Genomic DNA, 15426 nt, shown 5'->3' with positions numbered 1-15426 from the left:
AAACGGAGTGATACCTGATGCTGTCCGCTGCTTCCCGCCCCTATATCGATGCAAGCGTGCCCGTGCTGCGCGAGCACGGCCTGGCCATCACCACGCATTTCTACCGCGAGATGTTCGCCGACCGGCCCGAACTGACCCAGCTGTTCAACATGGGCAACCAGGCCAACGGCAGCCAGCAGCAGTCGCTGGCGTCGGCGGTGTTCGCCTACGCCGCCAACATCGACAACGCGGCGGCGCTTGGGCCGGTGGTCGAACGCATCGTGCACAAGCATGCGGCCGTGGGCATCACGCCGGCGCACTATCCGATCGTCGGCCGCCACCTGCTCGGCGCGATCTCGGCGGTGCTGGGCGAAGCCGCCACGCCGCCGCTGCTGGCGGCCTGGGACGAGGCCTACTGGCTGCTCGCCGGAGAACTCATCGCCGCCGAGGCGCGCCTGTACCAGCGCACCGGCGTGGCCGCCGGCGAACTGATGCCGGTGCGCGTGGTGCGCCGAGAGGCGCAGGGCGCCCAGGTGGTGGCACTGACGCTGGCCGCGGCCGACGGCCAGCCGCTGCGCGAATTCCGCCCGGGCCAGTACATCAGCGTCGAGGCGCGCCTGGACCATGGCACGCGCCAGCTGCGCCAGTACTCGCTGTCGGCCGAGGCCGGACTGCCGACCTGGCGCATCTCGGTCAAGCGCGAGGACGGCGACCAGGCCACGCCGGCCGGGGCGGTGTCCAACTGGCTGCACGCCAACGCCCACGAGGGCGCCGAGCTCAGGGTGAGCGCGCCGTTCGGCGAGTTCACCCCCGCGCTGGAGAGCCGCCGCCCGCTGGTGCTGCTGTCGGGCGGGATCGGCATCACGCCGATGCTGTCGGTGCTGCGCACGCTGGCCGCGCAAGGCTCGCAGCGGCCCGTGCTGTTCGCCCACGCCGCGCGCGACGGCCACCACCATGCCCATCGCGCCGACCTGCAATGGGCGCGCGAGCGCATGCCGGGACTGGTCACGCACATCAGCTACGAATTCCCGCAAGCCGGCGACGCCGCAGGCCGCGATTACGACCACGCCGGCACCATGCCGCTGACCGACATGCTGCGTCAGCCCGACCTGCAACGCTTCATCGACGGCCGCTTCTACCTGTGCGGGCCGCTCGGCTTCATGCAGGCGCAGCGTCACGCGCTGCTCAGCGCGGGCGTGCCGGTGGCGCATATCGAGCGCGAGGTGTTCGGCCCCGACCTGCTGGACGACCTGCTGTAAGCGCCCCGGCCGGGCCGGCGTCAGCATCGCCGGCGCGGCAGACAGCGTCATGGGGCTCTGGTACGCTTGGCGCGTCCGCGCTCTCGCGCCATGACCCGCCGCGGCGGGTATCCAGGGTCCCGATCCATGCAATTGTCCCTCCGGCCTTCGTTCCGCTTCGATGCCTCCGCGCTGTGGCTGCCGCGCCTGGCCAGCGTGGCGCTGTTCATCGCGCTGTGCGCGCTGGTCACCTACTGGGTGCTGACGTTCAGTGCGATGCGGACCATTCCGGTGCCCAAGAGCGCGCGCGTGGCGCAGACCGAGGCAGTCGAAACCGGCGCGATCGCGACACTGTTCGGCGGCTCCGCCCAGGCCGGGCCGAGCAACGTGCAGCTGCTAGGCGTGGTGGCCGAACTCGGCGGTGGCGCCAGCGCGGCAATCGTGTCCATCGATGGCGGCCCGGCCAAGGCGGTGCGCATGGGTGCCGACCTCGCGCCGCAGATCCGCCTGGTGGAAGTCCGTCAGCGCGCGGTGGTGATCGAGCGCAACGGCGTACGCCAGGAAATCGCCTTGCCGCTGCAGGCGGCGGCCACGCGCGGTGCGCCACGTGCCGCCAGCCCGCTGCCGACGCCGCCCGCCGGCGCGGCGGCGCCCCTGGCCACGCCCATGCCGCCCCCGGCGCAGGCTGCCGCACAAGCCGCACCGGCCCAGCCGCCGCGCGGCCAGCCGCCCGGGCAACAGGCCCAGCCGCAGCCGCAATCCCAAGTGCAGCCCCAAGTCCCGCCTCAGCCCCAGCCACAACCGGTTCAGCCGGCACCGTCGGTCCAGCCGGTCCAGCCGGCACCATCGGTCCAGCCAGGCATCTCGCCCGAGGCGGCCGATGAAGGCCAGCTCGTGCCGAAAGTGCAGCCCTAGGCGGCAGGCACCTCGAATATTCGCGCTTGCTTGCGTTCCCTTACGCCGCCCGCGGCTTTCAGTGAGGCGGGTAACATCGTATTAAAAGCGCCAACTTCGCTGCATCGTCTGCGTTCTAATCCGTACATGCCAACGTGATGAAAAGGAGCACGACATGCAACGCAATCACAAGCCGCAGATCCTGAAACAGTTCCTGGCCGCCTCGGCCGCGCTGCTGGTCGCCGGCGGCGCCTTTGCCCAGGCCAGTGCGCCCGCTGCACCGGGCGCATCGCCGGCACCGGACGGCAAGCACGGCATGGGGCACCACCATCGCCACCATGGTGGCGGCATGTGGATGAAGGCCATCGATACCGACGGCGATGGCGCCATCTCCAAGGCCGAGGCCGACGCATGGTTCAACAAGCTCGACACTAACCGCGACGGCAAGATCGACAAGTCCGAGATGGACGCGCACCGCAAGGCAGCGATGGCCGAGCATCACGCACGCATGCAGGCGGCCTTCGACGAGAAGTTCAAGGCCGCCGACAAGAACGGCGATGGCGCGCTGACCAAGGCGGAAGCCAATGCCGGCTTGCCGCGCCTGGCCAAGCGCTTTGATCAGCTCGACGCCAACCGCGACGGCAAGCTCACCCGCGACGAAATCCGCGCCGGCATGGAGAAGATGCACCGCGACGGTCCCCATCGCGGCGACCGCGGCCCCGCCCCGGGCAGCCAGCCGGCTCCGGCCAATCCGGCGGCCCCGTCGACCAGCGGCGGCTGACCAGGCCCCGCGGCGGCGCGCCTGCGCGCCGCTGCCGGTGAATCCACCAAGCGCGCGAGCCTGAGGGCCGCGCGCTTTTTTTGTCCGTTCAGCGGACAGCGCGGACCGCTTTACTGCAGTTACGCGCTGGCGCGGGCGCAAACGCCCTTAGAATGCCGCTTCCCCGTTTGCCGGACCTGGGTACCACCTTGCCCGTGGTTCGGTCAGCGGGCGCGTCCGCGACACCGGCAGCGCCCCCAGACAGGGAAATTGCCCGGCCCGACCGGCCGACGCATGAGTGACCGATAAGGCTGTCGACCCCACAAAATCTCATGCCAATCGGATGTAATTTCACAAAAAATTGCGTACTTGTGCACGGCTTGCTAAATTTGCGCAAAAAAATTGCCAATAAACATATTGCGGAGCAACAATATCGTGAGCAAGGTGGAGTTGGACAAGATCGACCGGAAGATCCTGGAAGTGCTGCAGACCAACGGGCGGTTGACCAACCTGGAGGTGGCCGAGCGCGTGAACCTGTCGCCCAGCCCCTGCCTGCGCCGCATCCGTCGGCTGGAAGAGATCGGCGTGATCCGGCAGTACGCGGCACTGCTGGAGCCCAACAAGATTGGCCTCGGCCTGCTGGCCTATATCAATGTGCGGCTGGAAAAGCATGGCGGCGCCCCCAAGGGCAAGGCCCCGCTGGACCTGTTCCGCGCCTCCATCGCCGTGTGGCCGGAAGTGGCGGCCTGCCATGCCATGACCGGCGAGATGGACCTGCTGCTCAAGGTCTATGTCGAGGACATGGAGCACTTCGCGCGCTTCATGCAGGAACAGCTGCTGGCGCACCCGTCGGTGATCGACGTGCGCTCGAGCTTCGCGCTCGAAAGCATCAAGGACACCACGGCGTTGCCGGTGGGCGGCGCGGCCTGAGCAGGCGGGCCCGCAAAGCAAAACGGCGCATCGTTGCGATGCGCCGTTTTTGTCTGGGCCGTGCGGCTCGTGAGCCAGGCCGGTCAGGCGGTATGCTTCTGCGGCACCATGGTGCGCCAGAAGCGCAGGCCGAAGCGGCGTGCGTCGCGCAGGTTGCGGCGCACGGCGTAGTCCAGGTCGGCGAGCTGTTCGTCCAGCGCCTCGCTCAGGCGGCTGGCGGTATCCGCCGGGGGCAGCTCCAGGTAGGCGTCGGCTTCGCCGTAGGCGTACTGGACCTTCATGCCGGCCTTCTTGGCGATGTGCATCATCGCGGCATTGCGCGACAGGCAGTGCATGTACAGCGTGCGGACGTTGGTATTGCGGCCATGGATGGCGGCACGCTCGAACAGCGCGCTGCCGATGCCTCGGCCGCGGGCGCTGCCCGACACCGACACGCCGAACTCCGCCACGCGTCCCTGGGCGTTGTCGCGCAGGTTGGCGAAATGCCCCACGCCGATCAGCTCGAGCTTGTCGTCGTAGACGCCGAACACGCTGTCATGGTCGAAGTCGATGCTGTCGACGTAGGCTTCGATCACGTGGTCGCCCACCGACTGGCCGAAACGGAGCAGGCGATCCTCCTCGCCGAGCGCGAGGAAATGCTTCAGCAGGCGCGAGCGGTGGTGGGCCGACAGCTCGCGCACCAGGACGGTGGCGCGATGGGCGGCTTGGGCGGCTTCGGCTGCCTTGCGCAGATCTTCGTCGGTCAGTGCGCCGACGGCCTTGCTCAGTTCGAGCGGGTTCACGATGATTCCTTCCGGTGCAGTCAGATAAAAATAGCACTGCGGCGGTGTTTTTCCAGGCACTTTTCCCAAAGCCCGTGAGAGACTCGGGGGAAACACCAACTTGATGCAGCACGAAAAGTATTGTAGTGGAATTGTCAGTTTGACGTAAGCATCCTGCGTCGCAACAGAGCCACGCCCTGCCACGCTGGCAAATAAAGTCGAATAAAAACAATGGATTAAAAAAATGTGATGAATTGTTGCACGTCCTTGGCTGTGGATTTTGTGCAACGCGACAATTCCTCGTCCCTACGCGGTTCTTTCCTACTACCAGTCAGCTCCAACGCCTTTCGATGACCGAGCCCCCCATCGTTGTGATTTACGCGCACCCGACGCCCAGCCGCTCGCGCGTCAACCGGCCGTTGGCCGACGCCCTGGATTCGCTGCCGCAGGTCCAGGTACGCGACCTGTACCGGCGCTATGTCGACTACGACATCGATGTCGTTGCCGAACAGCGCGTGCTGTCGGTCTCTGACACCATCGTGCTGCAATTCCCGGTGCGCTGGTACAGCGTGCCGGCCCTGCTCAAGCTGTGGCTGGACGAAGTGCTGGAACCGGGCTGGGCCTATGGCCCCGGCGGCACCGCGCTGCGCGGCAAGTCGCTGCTGGCGGTGGTCAGCACCGGCGGCACGGCGGACGCGTACGGGCCCGAAGGCACGCATGGCCACCCGATCGCCGAATTCCTGCTGCCGCTGGAGCAGACCGCCTTGCTGTGCGGCATGACCTGGCTGCCGCCGGTGGTGCTGCATGACGCCAACAACGCCGACGCGCAGGCGCTGGCCGACCATATCGCGCACGTCTGCGGAAGGCTGGGCACCCATGCGGTGCCGGCGGAGGTGCAGGCATGAACCAGCATGACTTCCTGATTGCGCTGCTGGTGTTTCTGGTCGCCGCGGTGGTGGCGGTGCCGCTGGCGCGGCGCGGCGGTCTGGGCGCGGTGCTGGGCTACCTGCTGGCCGGCGCGGCGATCGGGCCGTTCGCGCTGCGCCTGGTGACCGATGTCGAATCGATCCTGCACTTCTCCGAATTCGGCGTGGTGCTGATGATGTTCGTGATCGGGCTGGAACTGGAGCCGCGCAAGCTGTGGGCGCTGCGGCGTAGCATCTTCGGCTACGGCGGCGCGCAGCTTGCCGCCTGCGCGCTGGTGATCGGCGTGGCCGCGGCGCTGGCGGGCGCGTCCTGGCAGGTAGCGCTGGTGGCCGGGCTGGGGCTGGCACTGTCGTCCACCGCGATCGCGCTGGCAACGCTGACCGAACGCAACCTGTTCGGCACGCCGGCGGGGGCGGCCAGCTTCGGCATCCTGCTGTTCCAGGACATCGCCGCGATCCCGATGATCGCGCTGCTGCCACTGCTGGCCACGCAAGGCGCCGAAGGTGCCGGCACCGGCGCGGCCGGCTGGCTCGCGGCGGCCAAGGCCGTGGCTGTCATCGGCGCGGTGGTGGCCGGCGGCCGCTACCTGGTGCGCCCGGCGCTGCGGTTTATCGCCCGGACCGACATGCGCGAGATGTTCACGGCCTTTGCGCTGCTGCTGGTGGTGGGCATCGCGCTGATGATGGACGCGGTGGGGCTGTCGATGGCGCTGGGCACCTTCCTGGCCGGCGTGCTGCTGGCCGACTCGGAATACCGCCACGCCCTCGAGGCGGACCTGGAGCCGTTCAAGGGCCTGCTGCTGGGGCTGTTTTTCATGGCGGTCGGCATGTCGATCGACTTTGCCGTGCTGGCGCGCTCGCCCTGGCTGGTGATGGGCCTGGTGGCCGCCTTCGTGGTGGCCAAGACCACGGTGCTGGCGCTGCTGGCAAAGCATTTTGCGATTGCCCGCGGGCAGCGCCTGCTGTTCGCGCTGCTGATTTCGCAGGGCGGGGAATTCGCCTTCGTGGTGTTCGGCGTCGCCGGCGGTGCCGGGCTGCTGCCGCGCGAGACCGAGGCCTTGCTGGTGCTGGTGGTGGCGCTGTCGATGGTGGCCACGCCGCTGCTGCTGCTGGCCTATGACCGGCTGGTGGCGCCGCGCATCGGCGCCGGCAAGAAGCGGCCGGACGAGGTCATCACGCCGCAGCACAACCCGGTGCTGATCGCCGGCTTCGGGCGCTTCGGCCAGATCATCGGGCGCCTGCTGTACACCCAGGGCGTGGGCGTGACGGTGCTGGACCACGATCCGGACCAGATCGAATTCCTGCGTCAGTACGGCTTCAAGGTCTTCTATGGCGACGCCACCCGGCTGGATCTGCTGGAGGCCGCCGGCATTGCCGACGCGCGCATCCTGGTGGTTGCCATCGACAGCATGGACGACAGCCTGGCGCTGATCGATCGCGTGCGCGAGCGCTTCCCCGATCTGCAGATCTACGCCCGCGCGCGCCATGTCTCGCATGTCTACCAGCTCAAGGACCGCGGCGTGCAGCTGTTCGAGCGCGAGATGTTCGAGGGTTCGCTGATGCTGGGCCGGCGCGTGCTGGAAGGGCTGGGCTTCGACCCCGGCGAGGCGCGCAACGTGGCGCTGCGGTTCCGGCGCCACAACATCGAGGCGATCGACCGCTTCTACCCGCACTACACCGACCAGAAGAAGCTGGTCTCGCTGGCTCGCCAGGCGCGCGACGAGCTGGAAGAGATGTTCCGCCAGGACCGCGAGCAGCGGCGCCAGCGTGAAGAGGCCGAGTGGATGTAAGCGCGGGCGCGGCCCGGCGCGGCCAGCCTAGCGCCCGGCCGCAGTACGGCCGGGCAGGCCGCCTTCGAGCAGGTCGACCACCATCTCGGCAAAGTCGGCGTACGAGAGCCGGCCGCCCGGCTTGAGCCAGGTGAAGGTCCAGTTGATCATGCCGAAGATGGTCATGGTCAGCGCGGTCTGGTTCTCGCGCGTGACGCGCTCCGGATAGGCGCGGCGCAGCAGGCGCGAGAACGCCGCGACCACGTCGCGCTCGCGGCCCAGGATCACGTCGCGCTGGGTCTCGGCGAGGAACTTGACGTCGTTGATCAGCGCAATATGGCGCGTCTGCGAGGTCTCGTACTCGGCCAGGAAGGCGCGGATCAGGTTGCCGAAGGCTTCCTTGTCGGTGCGCGCATGGCGCTCGGCGTCAGCCTCGACTTCGGTGACGAGCAGCATCAGCCGGCGCGTGTAGCGGTCCAGCAGGTCGAACAGGATCGCTTCCTTGCTCTCGTAGTAGTGATACAGCCGCGCCTTGGAGGTGCCGCAGGCGGCGGCCAGGTCGGCCATCGAGGTGCTGGGGTAGCTGCTGTTGGCAAAGGCTGCGGCGGCCAGGTCCAGGATCTGCTCGCGCTGCGCCTCGAAGTCGGGTGCCTTGGTACGGGCCATATATTCTTGTTTATTCGCCTCCGCTGCCGCCGGCGTGGCGGCGCAGCTCGCAGGTGTCGAGCGAGTCGGCGTTGCCGCGCAGGACCAGCTGGCCCATGGCGATCAGCTCGCGGCAGCGCCAGAACACGAACCAGTCGCTGGCCAGCAGGCCCTCGATCGCGCCCATCACGCTGCCCACCACCTGCGCCGCGGGGGTCCAGTCGGCCGGGGCGCGCTCCATGATGATGTCGTCGATGGTGCGATAGGCCGCCGGCACCAGGGTGTTGCCCTTCCACAGCCGCACGTCGGCGTTTTCCTTGACGTTCTGCTGCCACTCGTAGCCGAGGCGCCCCAGCCGCAGCACCGAGACCGGCGCGATGGTCGAGAAGCGCCGCGCCAGCCGCGCGGGCGAGTACATGCCGATCGCCGCCAGGTTGCCCTGTGCTGGCGTTTCCAGTTCGCGCAGGTCCATCGCGACCTCGTTGATCCGCTGCGGCGCCTGGTACAGGTGGAACACCACCCGGCGCAGCATCAGCTGGTCGGCCGCGCTCTGGCCGTGCCAGATTGCCACTTCCATGTCGTCCTGCCGCAGCGCCAGCAACTGGTCCAGCGCCTGGCGCATCTCGGCGGCGAAGTCGATGTCGGTGTGCGGGGCGACGCGCTGCCAGAAGCCGGAGCGGATCATCCCGGTGCTGTCGATGTCCGCCAGCGGACCGACCGCGAGATCGTCGCGCAGCACCACGACAGGATCCGGCCGCGCCGCCTGGGCCAGCGCCTGGCGCAGGGTCGTGCCTGCTACATCACCGTTGACGACGTGGATATATTGCATGGCCGTGATTGTATATGGGTGGGGCGGTTCGCTGGCGCCGCCGCGGCGGCGGCGCGACAGCTGCCCGCACCGCGCGCCCGATCACCCGCCTGCAAGCATCGCGCCAGCAGGGGCGCCGCCTGCCGCCATTGTAGTCACGGCCCGTGCTGGCCAATGTCGGCGACTGTCTGACGACGCACGCGGCGGCGTGCGCGGATCAGCGTTCGTCGTAGCTGACCACCACCCGCGGCGTCAGGGCGCGTGCCTGGCAGGTGAGCACGAAACCCTTGTCCATCTCCCAGGGCTCGAGCGTGTAGTTCTTTTCCATCTCCACCTTGCCTTCCAGCACCTTGGCCCGGCAGGTGCAACAGACGCCGCCCTTGCAGGCGTAGGGCAGGTCGAGCCCGGCGGCGAGCGCGGTGTCCAGCACGTTGGCATCCTCCAGCGGCAGGCGCATGCTGTGCTGCTTGCCGTCGAGCACCACCACCAGTTCCGCCGTGCCCGCGTGGCCGGCGTCATCGACATGACCGGGATGGGCGGCCGGCTTGCGCCGGGTTTGTGCCAGCGGCACCCCGAAGCGCTCGGCATGGATGCGATGCGGGTCCAGGCCCGCATCGCGCAGCGCCGCTTCCACCTCGTCGATCATCGAGGCCGGGCCGCAGACGAAGGCCGCGTCGATGTCGTCGACCGGGATCAGCGTTTGCAGGAAGGCGGTCACCCTTGCATGGTCGAGCCGGCCATGCAGCAGGTCCACCTCCTGCGGCTGGCGCGACAGCACGTGGTAGAGCGTGAAGCGCGCCATGTACTGGTTCTTCAGGTCCTCCAGCGCTTCGGAAAAGATGATGCTGTCGACATTGCGGTTGCCATAGACCAGCGTGAAGCGGCTGTGCGGCTCGGCCTGCAGCGTGGTACGGACCAGCGACAGCACCGGCGTGATGCCGCTGCCCGCGGCAAAGGCGACATAGTGGCGCGCGGCTCCGGCATCGAGCGGCACGTGGAAGCGCCCGTCGGGTGTCATCACGTCGATGAGCTGCCCGGGGGCGATGGAATCGTGCAGATGGCTGGAAAACAGCCCGTCCTCCACCAGCTTGACCGCGACCCGCAATTCGCCGTGGGCGTCATAGTCCTGCACCGCCGAACAGATCGAATACGAGCGCCGCAGGTCCTTGCCGTCGACCGGTGCCTTCAGCGTCAGGAACTGCCCCTGCGTAAACCGATAGGCATCGCGCAGCGCGTCCGGGACTTCAAACGCGATCGAGATGGTGTCGGCGGTCTCGGGGCGCACCTGCGCCACGCGCAGCGGGTGGAACTGGGGAGTCATGGCAGCCTGGCTCGGCCCGGGGGCTCAGTAGGGTTTGAAATAGTCGAACGGCTCGCGGCAGTCCAGGCACCGGTACAGTGCCTTGCAGGCGGTCGAGGCAAAACGCGAGATCTCGTGCGTGTGGACGCTGCCGCAGCGCGGGCAGGCCACGGCGTCGGGCGCGCCGGCGCGCGCGGCGCGCGGCACGAAGCGCAGCGGCTGCGCCCCGGCCGGCGCACTGCACTGTCCCGGCGGCGCGATGCCGAACGCGCGCAGGCGCTCGCGCGCGGCGGGCGTGATCCAGTCCGTGGTCCAGGCCGGCGCCAGCGCGGTGCGGAGGCGCCACGGCCCCAGCCCGGCGCGGTCCAGCGCCTGGCCGATGTCCTCACCGATCTGCGACATCGCCGGGCAGCCAGAATAGGTGGGCGTGATGACGATCTCCAGCACGCCGTCCGGCGCCGCTACCACCTCGCGCAGAATGCCCAGCTCGCGGATCGACACCACCGGGATCTCCGGGTCCGGCACCGCCTCGAGCGCCGCCCACGCGCGCGCGACGCGCCCGCTGGTGGCGCCGTCGTTGTGCACGGCATGGGAGGGGAGGGAGGTGACGTTCATGCGGATCAACCCTTTGCGCCGAAGCGTGCGCTTACCATTGCGCGCCCGGATGGGCCCGCGCCAGCCCCTGCATCTCGCCCAGCAGGTAGCTCATGTGTTCCGAATGCACGCCGTGCTTGCCGGTCGAGACAAAGCCGGTGGCCGGCGGCAGGCTCAGCGTGGCCGCTTCCAGCGTCTCGGCGACGGTGGCGTCCCAGGCCGGGCGCAGCGTGGCGGTGACCACCCCGATGCCCTGAGCGGCGGCCTCGCTTTCGACGGCATCTTGCGCAAAGCACTCATTCATATAGGGCAGCAGGTGCTCCAGCGCGCGCTGCATGCGCGCGTGCGAGGCCTCGGTGCCGTCGCCCAGGCGCACCATCCAGCCAGCCGCGTGGTGCAGGTGATAGCGCGTTTCCTTGATGGCCTTGGCGGCGATCGCGGCCAGTTGCTCGTCCCGGCTGTCCTGCAACGCCTGCCAGAGTTCCACCATCAGCGCGCTGTACAGGAAGTTGCGCACGATGGTGACGGCGTAGTCGCGCCCGGCGGCGGCGTTGCCGGCCAGCGGGCCGCGATGCGGCAGTTCCAGCAGCGTCCAGTTGCGGAAGTCGCGCTCGGCGCGCCAGTAGGCATAGTCATCCTCGTGGCGGGGCAGGCCGGTCAGCTCGCCCTCCAGTTCGCCGGCACGGCCATAGAGCAGTCGCGCCTGGCCGATCAGGTCCAGGCTGATATTGGCCAGGGCGATGTCTTCTTCCAGCACCGGCCCATGGCCGCACCATTCGGCGTTGCGCTGGCCCAGGATCAGGGCGTTGTCGGCCAGGCGCAGCACGTAGCGCAGCGCGGCGGTGCGCGCCGGCGGCAGGTGGTCGAGCGAAGCGGGCACGGCAGGCTGTGGGGACGCGGTCATCGTGCGGGCCTTACATGTGGTTGACTTCGTCGGGCAACTGGTAGAACGTCGGATGCCGGTAAATCTTGTCGGCCATCGGGTCGAACAGCTCCGGCTTTTCCTCCGGCACGCTGGCGGTGATGGCCGCGGAGGGCACCACCCAGATCGACACGCCTTCCTGGCGCCGCGTATAGACGTCGCGCGCCATGTGCAGCGCCTGCTGCGCGTCGGCCGCGTGCAGGCTGCCGCAATGCTTGTGTTCCAGGCCTTGCTTGCTGCGCACGAACACTTCCCACAGCGGCCATTCCTTGCGTTGCATCGGGATCTCCTCGGCGATGTCAGGGGTCAGGCGGCGGCGCGACCGGCGCCGGACTCGCGTTCGGCCAGCTTGGCGGCATGGGCCAGCGCGGCTTCGCGGACCCAGGCGCCGTCCTCGTGCGCCTTCACGCGGGTGGCCAGGCGTTCCCTGTTGCAGGGGCCGTCGCCGTTGATGACTCGCCAGAATTCGTCCCAGTCGAGCGGGCTGTAGTCGTAATGGCCGCGCTCGGCATTCCACTGCAGCCCCGGGTCTGGCAGGGTCACGCCCAGCACGCGCGCCTGCTCGACCGTGGCATCGACAAACTTCTGACGCAGGTCGTCATTGGAAATGCGCTTGATCCCCCAGGCCATGGTCTGCGCGCTGTTGGTCGAGGCCGCATCGGGCGGACCGAACATCATCAGCACCGGAAACCACCAGCGATTGACCGCGTCCTGCACCATCTCGCGCTGCGCATCGGTGCCGCGCATCATGGCCAGCAGCGCGTCGAAGCCCTGGCGCTGGTGGAAGGACTCTTCCTTGCAGATGCGGATCATGGCGCGCGCATACGGCCCGTACGAACAACGGCACAACGGGATCTGGTTCATGATCGCGGCGCCATCGACCAGCCAGCCGATCACGCCCACGTCAGCCCAGGTCAGCGTCGGGTAATTGAAGATCGATGAATACTTGGCCTTGCCGCTGTGCAGCGCGTCGACGAGGTCGTCGCGCGAGGCGTCCAGGGTCTCGGCCGCCGAATACAGGTAGAGGCCATGGCCGCCTTCATCCTGGACCTTGGCCAGCAGGATGGCCTTGCGCTTGAGCGAAGGCGCCCGGCTGATCCAGTTGCCTTCCGGCAGCATGCCGACGATCTCGGAATGCGCATGCTGCGAAATCTGGCGCACCAGGGTCTTGCGGTAGGCCTGCGGCATCCAGTCCTGCGGCTCGATCTTGCCGTCGGCGGCCATGCACGCGTCGAACGCCGCCTGGCGTGCGGCTTCATCGGGCGGCGCACTGGCCTGCGCTGCATCGGCGTGCTGGCCGGGCAGGTCAAGACTCTGCGTATACATGTCGTCTCCTCTGGCGGGGCGCCACGCCCCATCGGGGCTCTTGCGGCTGGCCCTATTATATATAAGCCGACCGGTCGGTCAATTTAAGGGGCCGCACCGCCGCGCATTTGCGCAGGCACATGACGCCGGCTTCGCGCGATGTGTACTATCCAAGACAGGCGGCACGGTGCCGCATCTCTTTTTCATCGACGGAGGTAGCCTTATGACTGGCGCGGCATACAGCAAGATCGTGGTGGCGGTGGATGGCAGCAGCACCTCGGAACTGGCGGTGGACGAAGCCATTCGCGTGGCGTCCGCCGGCGGAGCCACCGTCCTGGCGCTCTATGTCGTCGACACCGGCACGCCCATGTTCGACGCCGGATACTACGACCCGAGCCAGCTGCAGAAAGCCTTCGAGGAAAGCGGGCAGCGAGCCTTGCAGGGCGCCGCGCAACGCCTGGCCCGGGCGGGCGTCGCGCATGAAAGCCGCCTGGTTACCGCCGCTGCGGTGCCAGGCGATATCGGTGCTTCCATCAACGAGGCCGCGCGCGAATGGGGGGCAGACCTGCTGGTGATTGGCACGCACGGCCGGCGCGGGGTGCGCCGGCTGGTGCTTGGCAGTGTGGCCGAGGCGGTGATCCGCCAGTCCACCGTGCCGGTGCTGCTGGTGCGCGGCGAAGCGAAAAACGATTGAAACGTCCGACCGGCTGGGTTAGCCGGCGAAGCGGAAGTGTCCGCTGCGCAGCACGATCTCTCGCGCCTTGGTCAGCTCGAACAGGCTCTCGGCCAGGCGCTCGATCTGCTGGCGGTTATTGGTGAAGGCCGCCACCAGGTCTTCCTCGCGCGGCGAGCGCGCGCCGAAATGGGCTTCGAGCGCCTCGGCGGTGACGGAATAGAGGGTGGGACTGCCGTTGACCGTCGCGGGGCAGGACAGCGTCAGGCTGGCTGCACAGTAGGTGGGGAGGCTGCGAGGGAACGTGATGTCGGACATGGCGTGCCTCGTGCTGGCGGCGGCGTTATCCCATCAATATAGGTCAAGCGCGCGTTCCGTAAAGTCCCGCCGGCGGCTCGGTCGTACGGGCAATGCCGGCCTGACAGGCAAGAGTCCTTTCCGCCAGCCATGCCGTCGCCTTTGGCGCAGCTTGTTGCGTTGCGGAAATCCATCCGGGCAAATAGCGGACGATGTCGCCACAGCAGCCGGACACAGGCGAAAAAAAAACCCACGCAGGTTGTGCGTGGGTTGGAATCCACCGAGGTGGTGGAGGAGACAGACTTCACTATACACGTTTTGTTGCGACGCACCAAGTCTCAATGTGTCAATGTAGGATGATGAGCACAATGGCGTTGTACGCGAGCAACAAATTGCGTTTTCGGCGGGTCAGCGGAAAAGATAGGCGGCGCCTACAGCACAAATAATGCCGACAGCGTCCGCTACCAGCGCGCAACCGAGTGCATGCCGCGTATCGCGCACGTTGATGCTGCCGAAGTACACCGCCAGGACATAGAAGGTGGTTTCGGTCGACCCCTGGATGATCGCCGCCAGGCGGCCCTGGAAAGAATCCACGCCATAGGTCGTCATCACGTCGACCATCAGCCCGCGCGCGCCCGCACCCGAAAGGATCTTCATCAATCCGACCGGCAGCGCCGGCACAAAGTCGGTGTTGACGCCCAGTCCGGCGATGGCGTGCGTGAGCCAGGCCATCAGCACGTCCATGCAACCCGCGGCGCGGAACAGGCCAATGGCGACCAGGATTGCGACCAGATAAGGAATGATCTGCACGGCTACGCCGAAGCCTTCCTTCGCGCCGTCGATGAATGCGTCATATACATTGACTCTGCGCAACGCCCCGCAGATCAGGAAGAGAGTAATCAGGGACAGGATGAAGCCGGCACCGGCGAGTGCTGTCACGGTGCCTACATGCTCCGGCGGCGCATGCTGTAACCACGCAAACATCGCCCCAAGCAGCGCGATCACCAGTCCGAATGCCACCAGCACCGCGGGCCGCAGCAAGTTGATTCGCTGGACCCATGCCACCGCCAGCAGCCCGGCCAGGCAAGAGCCGCCGGTGGCCAGCAACGTCGGCAGGAAGATGTCGGCGGCGTTGAAGCCGACCAGCCCCTGCTTGACGGCGATGGTCTGGCGGATGGCGATGACCGAAGTCGGGATCAGCGTCAGCCCGGCGGAGTTCAGCACGATGAACATGATCTGCGCGTCGGTAGCGACATCCGGGCGCCGGTTCAGCGTCTGCAACTCGCGCATGGCGTTCAGGCCCAGCGGCGTGGCAGCGTTGTCCAGCCCTAGCAGATTGGCCGACACGTTCATCATCATGGCGCCCTGCGCGGGGTGGCCCCGCGGCACCCCTGGAAAGAAGTGCCGCAGCAGCGGGTTCACCAGCCGGGCGAAGACGTCGACAACGCCAGCGCGCTCGCCGATGCGCATGATGCCTAGCCACAGGCTCATGACCCCTGCCAGCCCGAGCGCGATCTCGAACGCTGTGCGCGCGCTGTCGAACAGGCTGCCGAGCATCGCCGGAAAGACGGCAAGGTCGCCCTGGGCCACGCGGACGCAGGCTGCGGAGAAGGAGATCAGGAAAA

General features: G+C 67.8%; 17 protein-coding genes (1 of these 17 cut by a window edge). 7 read left to right on the top strand and 10 right to left on the bottom strand.

Annotation, left to right across the window (positions count from 1 at the left end):
* The first annotated feature begins 17 nt into the window (after positions 1-17).
* The 4 genes from RALTA_RS14590 to RALTA_RS14575 all read left to right on the top strand — a co-directional run bounded on the left by RALTA_RS14590 (position 18) and on the right by RALTA_RS14575 (position 3801).
* Positions 18-1238 (top strand): globin domain-containing protein, encoded by a 1221-nt coding sequence (locus RALTA_RS14590; RefSeq protein WP_012354173.1) that lies wholly within the window; start codon positions 18-20, stop codon positions 1236-1238.
* Positions 1239-1364: 126 nt separating this feature from the next.
* Positions 1365-2132 carry a type II secretion system protein N gene (locus RALTA_RS14585; protein ID WP_012354172.1) on the top strand — a complete coding sequence of 256 codons (768 nt, stop codon included), beginning with the start codon at positions 1365-1367 and terminating at the stop codon, positions 2130-2132.
* Between the two features lie 154 nt (positions 2133-2286).
* Positions 2287-2892, top strand: a complete 606-nt coding sequence (locus RALTA_RS14580; RefSeq protein ID WP_012354171.1) for an EF-hand domain-containing protein — start codon at positions 2287-2289, stop codon at positions 2890-2892.
* A 414-nt stretch (positions 2893-3306) separates the two neighbouring features.
* Positions 3307-3801: an Lrp/AsnC family transcriptional regulator gene (locus RALTA_RS14575; RefSeq protein ID WP_010813460.1), complete on the top strand. Its 495-nt coding sequence runs from the start codon at positions 3307-3309 to the stop codon at positions 3799-3801.
* Positions 3802-3884: 83 nt separating this feature from the next.
* Here the strand turns inward: RALTA_RS14575 and RALTA_RS14570 are convergent, their stop codons facing one another.
* Positions 3885-4583 (bottom strand): GNAT family N-acetyltransferase, encoded by a 699-nt coding sequence (locus RALTA_RS14570; protein WP_012354170.1) that lies wholly within the window; start codon positions 4581-4583, stop codon positions 3885-3887.
* Positions 4584-4912: 329 nt separating this feature from the next.
* Between RALTA_RS14570 and kefF the strand changes: the two genes are divergently transcribed.
* Both kefF and kefC read left to right on the top strand, forming a co-directional pair.
* The gene (gene kefF, locus RALTA_RS14565) at positions 4913-5467 is read left to right on the top strand and encodes a glutathione-regulated potassium-efflux system oxidoreductase KefF (RefSeq protein ID WP_025585997.1); all 555 of its coding nucleotides are present in this window, start codon (positions 4913-4915) and stop codon (positions 5465-5467) included.
* Positions 5464-7278, top strand: a complete 1815-nt coding sequence (gene kefC / locus RALTA_RS14560; RefSeq protein WP_012354168.1) for a glutathione-regulated potassium-efflux system protein KefC — start codon at positions 5464-5466, stop codon at positions 7276-7278. Before kefF ends, kefC begins: the two co-directional genes overlap by 4 nt.
* Before the next feature lie 27 nt (positions 7279-7305).
* Here kefC and RALTA_RS14555 read toward each other — a convergent pair whose 3' ends face one another.
* From RALTA_RS14555 to paaA, 7 genes are all read right to left on the bottom strand, one after another.
* Positions 7306-7923 carry a TetR/AcrR family transcriptional regulator gene (locus RALTA_RS14555; RefSeq protein WP_012354167.1) on the bottom strand — a complete coding sequence of 206 codons (618 nt, stop codon included), beginning with the start codon at positions 7921-7923 and terminating at the stop codon, positions 7306-7308.
* A gap of 10 nt (positions 7924-7933) precedes the next feature.
* Entirely contained in the window at positions 7934-8731 is a 798-nt protein-coding gene (locus tag RALTA_RS14550) for a DUF1835 domain-containing protein (protein ID WP_012354166.1), read from the bottom strand.
* A gap of 196 nt (positions 8732-8927) precedes the next feature.
* Entirely contained in the window at positions 8928-10031 is a 1104-nt protein-coding gene (gene paaE / locus RALTA_RS14545) for a 1,2-phenylacetyl-CoA epoxidase subunit PaaE (protein WP_012354165.1), read from the bottom strand.
* A gap of 24 nt (positions 10032-10055) precedes the next feature.
* The gene (gene paaD, locus RALTA_RS14540) at positions 10056-10625 is read right to left on the bottom strand and encodes a 1,2-phenylacetyl-CoA epoxidase subunit PaaD (protein WP_025585992.1); all 570 of its coding nucleotides are present in this window, start codon (positions 10623-10625) and stop codon (positions 10056-10058) included.
* A 31-nt stretch (positions 10626-10656) separates the two neighbouring features.
* Entirely contained in the window at positions 10657-11508 is an 852-nt protein-coding gene (gene paaC / locus RALTA_RS14535; protein WP_012354163.1) for a 1,2-phenylacetyl-CoA epoxidase subunit PaaC, read from the bottom strand.
* 10 nt (positions 11509-11518) lie between these two features.
* Positions 11519-11806, bottom strand: a complete 288-nt coding sequence (gene paaB, locus RALTA_RS14530; RefSeq protein WP_012354162.1) for a 1,2-phenylacetyl-CoA epoxidase subunit PaaB — start codon at positions 11804-11806, stop codon at positions 11519-11521.
* Positions 11807-11832: 26 nt separating this feature from the next.
* A complete protein-coding gene (paaA, locus tag RALTA_RS14525) occupies positions 11833-12852 on the bottom strand; it encodes a 1,2-phenylacetyl-CoA epoxidase subunit PaaA (RefSeq protein ID WP_012354161.1) in 1020 nt (339 codons plus the stop codon).
* 202 nt (positions 12853-13054) lie between these two features.
* On the opposite strand from paaA, the gene RALTA_RS14520 reads away from it, so the two are divergent.
* A complete protein-coding gene (locus tag RALTA_RS14520; protein WP_012354160.1) occupies positions 13055-13525 on the top strand; it encodes a universal stress protein in 471 nt (156 codons plus the stop codon).
* Between the two features lie 18 nt (positions 13526-13543).
* On the opposite strand, the gene RALTA_RS14515 is transcribed toward RALTA_RS14520, so the two are convergent.
* Both RALTA_RS14515 and RALTA_RS14510 read right to left on the bottom strand, forming a co-directional pair.
* Positions 13544-13822, bottom strand: coding sequence for a DUF1488 family protein (locus RALTA_RS14515; RefSeq protein ID WP_012354159.1), 279 nt, complete (start codon positions 13820-13822; stop codon positions 13544-13546).
* 387 nt (positions 13823-14209) lie between these two features.
* A protein-coding gene (locus tag RALTA_RS14510) for a nucleoside recognition domain-containing protein (RefSeq protein ID WP_012354158.1) crosses the window boundary here: on the bottom strand, positions 14210-15426 show its 3' portion. It continues 28 nt past the right edge of the window; 1217 of the gene's 1245 nt are visible here — the last part of the coding sequence; its start codon lies off the right edge, out of view — the gene reads right to left on this strand; it ends in the stop codon at positions 14210-14212.

Origin of the sequence: Cupriavidus taiwanensis LMG 19424 (assembly GCF_000069785.1) — a bacterium.
Lineage (GTDB): Bacteria > Pseudomonadota > Gammaproteobacteria > Burkholderiales > Burkholderiaceae > Cupriavidus > Cupriavidus taiwanensis.
This window is presented reverse-complemented; position numbering and strand designations above follow the sequence as displayed.